This is a genomic window from Staphylococcus sp. GDX8P80P (assembly GCF_017893095.1).
Taxonomy (GTDB): Bacteria; Bacillota; Bacilli; order Staphylococcales; family Staphylococcaceae; genus Staphylococcus; species Staphylococcus borealis.
The window spans coordinates 1-6,270 of sequence record NZ_JAESMI010000144.1; the positions used below are offsets into that span (position 1 = coordinate 1).

General features: G+C 33.2%; 9 protein-coding genes. 5 read left to right on the plus strand and 4 right to left on the minus strand.

The features are described 5' to 3' along the window. From KA858_RS11430 to KA858_RS11440, 3 genes are all read right to left on the minus strand, one after another. The coding region (locus tag KA858_RS11430) for a DUF927 domain-containing protein (RefSeq protein ID WP_210135753.1) at positions 1-457 on the minus strand (457 nt) is incomplete at its 3' end. Continuing rightward, on the minus strand, positions 457-606 hold the full coding sequence (locus KA858_RS11435) for a hypothetical protein (protein WP_002434105.1): 150 nt from the start codon (positions 604-606) through the stop codon (positions 457-459). The genes KA858_RS11435 and KA858_RS11430, both read right to left, overlap by 1 nt. 182 nt (positions 607-788) lie before the next feature. Continuing rightward, entirely contained in the window at positions 789-1,778 is a 990-nt protein-coding gene (locus KA858_RS11440; protein ID WP_023350832.1) for a hypothetical protein, read from the minus strand. 189 nt (positions 1,779-1,967) lie between these two features. Here KA858_RS11440 and KA858_RS11445 point away from each other — a divergent pair, with 189 nt between their 5' ends. Further along, entirely contained in the window at positions 1,968-2,132 is a 165-nt protein-coding gene (locus KA858_RS11445) for a GNAT family protein (protein ID WP_002434151.1), read from the plus strand. A 495-nt stretch (positions 2,133-2,627) separates the two neighbouring features. Here the strand turns inward: KA858_RS11445 and KA858_RS11450 are convergent, their stop codons facing one another. Then, positions 2,628-2,975 (minus strand): MerR family transcriptional regulator, encoded by a 348-nt coding sequence (locus tag KA858_RS11450; RefSeq protein ID WP_002434548.1) that lies wholly within the window; start codon positions 2,973-2,975, stop codon positions 2,628-2,630. Positions 2,976-3,052: 77 nt separating this feature from the next. On the opposite strand from KA858_RS11450, the gene KA858_RS11455 reads away from it, so the two are divergent. The 4 genes from KA858_RS11455 to KA858_RS11470 are packed head-to-tail and all read left to right on the plus strand — an operon-like array spanning position 3,053 to position 5,805. Then, positions 3,053-3,736 carry a type 1 glutamine amidotransferase domain-containing protein gene (locus KA858_RS11455; protein ID WP_002434046.1) on the plus strand — a complete coding sequence of 228 codons (684 nt, stop codon included), beginning with the start codon at positions 3,053-3,055 and terminating at the stop codon, positions 3,734-3,736. 21 nt (positions 3,737-3,757) lie between these two features. After that, a complete protein-coding gene (locus KA858_RS11460; protein ID WP_002434095.1) occupies positions 3,758-4,423 on the plus strand; it encodes an SDR family oxidoreductase in 666 nt (221 codons plus the stop codon). A 3-nt stretch (positions 4,424-4,426) separates the two neighbouring features. Beyond that, a complete protein-coding gene (locus tag KA858_RS11465; RefSeq protein ID WP_002434486.1) occupies positions 4,427-5,431 on the plus strand; it encodes an NADP-dependent oxidoreductase in 1,005 nt (334 codons plus the stop codon). 8 nt (positions 5,432-5,439) lie between these two features. Continuing rightward, positions 5,440-5,805, plus strand: a complete 366-nt coding sequence (locus KA858_RS11470) for a DoxX family protein (protein WP_002434567.1) — start codon at positions 5,440-5,442, stop codon at positions 5,803-5,805. Positions 5,806-6,270 lie beyond the last annotated feature (465 nt).

Consider the following 6,270-nt stretch of genomic DNA (forward strand, 5'->3'; position numbering starts at 1 on the left):
CATACTTTGTTTCACAAATGATTTCATCAGCCTGAGACTGCTCGATGTCTTTTGAAAGATATGGTTCATCTAATGAAATGACAGTACCTTCATCAGTACGTAAGACACCTACACCTGTATACAATGTAGAAATGGGTAGTGATTGACGCATTAATTGTAGTGCATTACCTAGCGATTTAATGTACTTTTCATTGATGCTGAACCCAAACATAACCAGTCTAGGTAACTTTTGTGTCGTTAGAATATCTGACGTTTCAATACGTTCAATATTTTTGCCATCCGTGATAGTCAATTTCTCAACCCCTGTAGTAGGGTCGAGAAATTTGTTTTTTATGATGATTGGACTAGATAAACGAATTATCTTATCTTCGTCATTTTTGTTTTTTGCTCGAATAAGTTCATACCATGCAGTTGAATCTAACCAGTATGGATATTGCTTGAATATGTTGTTCGTCATTAGTTGTTACCGCCTTTCCAATTACGCTTTTGACGCTTTGGATTCGGGCCTGTTTTCAGATAAACTGAGTTCCATTTACTATTCTTACTAATAATGATAAATGGAACACTTGGTGTGTGCTTTACAAAATATTCACCTTCGTACTTCATAATTATTTACCTCCGAATGTATTAATTTGTGTATCGGCCGAATACATATATAACTATATAGGTAATAGTGTGAGGAGTAAGTCTGTAAAATAACCTTTAAAATTCCAGACAAAAATTATGAAGAAATATATTGACAAAAAAGAAGTGCCGATGAAAAATCGGCACTTCTATAATGATGGTTACTATTTTGACGTGATATAAAAATATTCAGAATCATCAAGGTTATTTTTATCGTTGTTGTTCTTTAAATGATAATTTAAAGCTTTTTTTAATTCAGAAATAAGTTTGTTGCGATTTTCTTTGGTGTACTCTGGTGGATCTACTAGCTCGCTTTGACTTAATAATCTAGTTACTAAGGATTTAGGGGCAGATGCTTGAGTTTCTTTTTTAGTTAAATACTTTGCAAGGTTTACGTCAATTTGAACACGGCATTCTTGTTCTAAATAGTCACTATAGCTATAAGATTGGGTTGCAGCTAATCTTGCATTAACTTCGTCCTTGAGTTCATCTAATTCATCCATATAGTAATTAATTATATCTATTTTTTGAGCACTGCTAACATTTGGTGCTGTTATAATATCGATAACCTTAGATTTTATACCAACTTCGATATTTGAATCGATTAAGAAATATAAATAATAATTTGTCATAGCAGTTTTATAATCAATAGGATTAGTAATTTCATTTTTTATAAAATAATATATGTTATCATTAATTTTATTTGTAGATTCTAAGTCTTTTTTATTAACGCCATTTTTTAAAAAATGGATATAATCAGAGTTATTCGACAATATATCATGTATAACAAGTTTACTATCATATTTAAATGCATAGAATTTTCCAATTTTAAAATTTTCAGAATCAATACCAAGTGCAAGACAAAACTTTTTGAAATTTGCTGAAAAGTTAGTTTTAGTTGGCACAAATAAATCATGATCTTCCCACTTTTTTGGTTTGTTTTCCTCATCTACATTATTGCATCCATCAAGAAGATATAATTCATATTTAACTATGTCATTTAAAATCATTGGATATTTTTCCTTGTTACGAGTGTAGCGTTTACTATTTAATTCCTCATAAGACTTACTTGCTTGACTCATCACTTCTTTTACGTCTTTCGTATCTATATTTTCAATTATTGATTGTAACTCACGTCCCCAATTGCTATACATTAAATCACTCATTTCTATTTTTTAAATAATTATATCTTAAGAATTGTGAATATATAGAGAGAACATAGGTTCTTGATTTGTTATAATTATTTGTATTAAGTAATTTCGTTATAAAGTGGATTGAACAATATATTGCAAGTCTTTTTATTACAGATAATTACCGTAATAAAGGTATAGGAAGGTTTTTTATTGGAAAGATTAAAAAGCGATTATAATGTACTTAATTTACATGTAAATGAGAAGAATGAAGGAGCCATTCGTTTTTATACAAAACATCAATTTGAAATACGATCTAAGGAATTTGAAGTAGAAACTCAAGAATATGAATATTTTATGAAATGGGATAGTAATTGAAATTACAAAAGTACCAATAAGTAATTTTATGTAAAAAGATAACAAATAATATACTCTATTAAGTCTTACAACTTGAGAGAGCTTTTTGTATATATTAAGCATTTATGCTACTAGTTGATATTAGATGTAAAGTATTTATAGTAGTAATATATCGTTTTATCTAGCTGTACGAAAAATCAATTACAAAAAACCCCATCAACAACCGATAAGCAGAACTCGTCAAGAGATGTCAGATAAGATAGTTTTAGTACTCTGTAATTTTAGGTATAAGGTATATTATAACCGTTTTAGCCTATCCATCCATCGCCCACTCATTCTATTCTAGCTTATCCACCCGACGCAATTTTCTGACTCATTCCAGCTTTGCGTATCCACCTATCGCCTTTACATACACACTTCATCTTTAAAATCTAAAATTTCCTTATGCTTATTCATTAACTATTCCTCCATACTCTTCTCATCGTTCTTTTAATTCACACACTCCCTTTTCCCTCGTCACTCAGTCATGGCAGTTTGTAATTTTTGTTCAATTAAGTCGATATGTGTACTGATCAAATTCCGTTGTTCATTCAAGAATTCTAGGTGTGCGCGTAACACGCTTGGGACATCTATTTGGTTTTGATAAAGCATGTCTGTGTTTTTTCGGATTTCTTTTAATGGCATATTCAAATTGCTTAAGCACTGGATAAATTTAATCATTTCGATATCGTCGTCTGTGTATAAACGCTTGTTATTGCTATCTCTGTCGATGTGTTTTAAGATACTCTTTTTCTCGTAATAACGCAGTTTGCTTTTAGGTATATTGCAATAATCTGAGACATATTCAATGTAATATTGTTTCATGTAAGCATATCCTTTCTCTTAAACCAAGGTTTAACTGATATTGTATTCTATATAAACATGAATGAGGAGGAAAGACAATGAAAAAGGCTTTAATTGTTGTAACAAACATTGCGAAATACGATAATTTAGAAAGACCTACAGGTGCGTGGTTCTCAGAGGTTACGCACTTTGCGAAAGATTTCTATGACGCAGGTTATGATGTTGATTTTGTAAGTCCGAATGGTGGGTATGTGCCTCTTGATCCTATCAGTCTTAGCCCTGAAATGATGGGAGCCGAGGACTGGGAATACTACACGGATCATGATTATATGAATAAATTTGGACAAACATTATCTCCAAAAGAGGTTAATCCTAGCGACTATCAAGCCATTTACTTTGCAGGTGGACATGGTGCGATTTGGGATTTAAGAAATAACAAAGAACTAAACGACATTGCGCTAAGTATTTACAATAACCAAGGCGTTCTCTCTTCTGTATGTCATGGTGCGGCTGGTCTACTCGATATTAAAGAAAATGGCGATTATCTCGTTCGTCATAAAGATGTGACTGGTTTTACAAATAGTGAAGAACAAGCAAATGGTACAACTGAATACATGCCATATTTATTAGAAGACGAATTTATTAGTAACGGTGCACATTTTAAAAAAGAGGCTGACTGGAGTAATTTTGCAGTCGTAGATGGTCGCATTGTCACAGGTCAAAATCCCCAATCAGGACATGCAGTTGCTGAAAATGCTTTAAAAATCTTAGCTAATCAATAATTTTATAAAGGAGCGATACACATGAAATCATTAATTATCGGTGCTAATGGTGGCGTCGGTCAACATCTCGTACGTAAACTGAAAGCAAGAGATGTTGATTTTACTGCCGGTGTTAGGAAAGAAGAACAAGTTGAAGCTTTAAAAGCAGATGGTATCGATGCAACTTACATTGATGTCGCAAAACAATCTATTGATGAATTAATAGAATTATTTAAATCGTATGATCAAATCCTTTTTTCCGTCGGTTCTGGTGGGAGCACAGGTGACGATCAAACAATCATTGTAGATTTAGACGGTGCAGTGAAAGCAATTAAAGCAAGTGAACAGATCGATCATCAACACTTTATTATGGTATCAACGTACGACTCACGCCGAGAAGCGTTTGATGCGTCAGGCGACTTGAAACCATACACCATTGCTAAACATTATGCGGATGACTACTTAAGACATGCAAATTTAAAATATACCATCGTGCATCCAGGCGCTTTAACAAACGAACATGAAACGCAACAATTCAATATGAGTGCGCAATTTGAAAATGTACAAAATCCGTCTATTACAAGAGAAGATGTAGCAGAAGTGCTTGTTTCTGTATTAACTGATGAAGTATTACAAGGTCACGAATTCCAAATCATCAATGGTGATTTGTCATTATTAGACGCAACGACTAAATATCTGGAGGAATAATAAATGAATAATCAACAAGTTGTACTTGCAAAACGACCACAAAGTATCCCTCAAGACGATGTATTTAGATTTGAAACAATAGAAACTCGAGAACCACATGCAGGTGAGGTTCAAGTAGAATCCATTTATGTATCTGTAGATCCTTACATGAGAGGCAGAATGAATGATACAAAAAGTTATGTTCAACCTTTCCAAGTGAATGAGCCATTACAAGGTCATATTGTTGGAAAAGTCACACAATCGAACGATGAACGTCTATCTGTCGGAGATTATGTCACAGGCATATTACCATGGAAAAAGATAAATACAGTGAATGGAGACGATGTGACCCCTGTGCCATCAAAAGATGTACCATTACATTTATATTTGAGTGTTTTAGGCATGCCGGGAATGACAGCCTATACAGGGTTGCTTCAAATTGGTCAGCCACAATCTGGCGAGACGGTTGTTGTGTCAGCTGCATCAGGTGCAGTAGGCTCTGTCGTAGGACAAATTGCTAAGATTAAAGGCGCAAAAGTTGTCGGTATTGCTGGTGGTAAGCAGAAAACAACATATTTAACAGATGAATTAGGATTTGATGCGGCCATTGACTATAAACAAGATGATTTCGCACAGCAACTCGAAGCGGCTGTACCAGATGGTATTGATGTGTATTTTGAAAATGTTGGCGGCGCAATTTCTGATGAAGTGTTTAAATACTTAAATCGATTTGCACGCGTTCCGGTATGTGGTGCAATTTCAGCATATAATAATGAAAAAGACGATATTGGACCACGTATCCAAGGAACGTTGATTAAAAATCAAGCATTGATGCAAGGTTTTGTAGTAGCACAATTCGCTGATCATTTTAAAGAAGCAAGCGAACAACTCGCACAATGGGTGTCTGAAGGTAAAATTAAATTTGAAGTGACGATAGATGAAGGTTTTGACAATTTACCTTCTGCATTTAGAAAGTTATTCACAGGAGAGAATTTTGGTAAACAAGTTGTCAAAGTCGCTGAAGAATAGAGAAGACTATGAAAAATATCATCGTAAGATTCATATTTAGTTTACTGTTTTATAAAAGTGGTGTTTCACACTTTAAAAATAAAGATATGTTTTTAAAAATCGTGCCGTCCTATTTACCTTTCAAACACGCAATAGTTAAGTGTTCGGGCATATTAGAATTTATAATTGTTTTTTATGTACTCGGTGCTAAAAATAGATCACGCGTAAGAAAAGTAGTACAAGGATTCCTTTGGCTCGTATTTCCTGCAAATATTTACGCTGCACGTAAGAACATCTCTTATAAAGATGAAAGAGATAGAACAGATAGTGTTAAGCAGCATGTCATTCGTTTACCATTACAATTTGTCATGGTCGCACTTGCGAAACTATTATAAGACTTATCATAGCCACGCCTGGAACATTACTTTTGTTCCAGGCGATTTTTTAATATTTACACTTAAAATCGACGTATATCAAATGATTCTCTTGACAACGCTTATGTGCTCTTTGTTTAAATAAGCTCATATCAGACATTTACTTTTCAATTTTTCTATAGTGATAAGCTTCTAAATTAAGAAAAGCATAAGTTAATTTGCGTGTATGAGTATAAGAATAAATAAAATAATTATATTTTCATATAATTATTATGTGGCATTGTACCATTAATGTAATAATGTGGCCTGTAAGACAAATATGAGGAGGGTTCTATAAGGTGCTTCTTATTATTGAAATTGTTAAAAAAACAAAATGCAATGAACTGACAAATTAAAATCGCTTTAAGTCGTATTCTCAAAGAATCTATAAATCACTCGTATATACACAGCCCCTTACTATCAGTTAAAGTGTCACTTTTCGGTTCT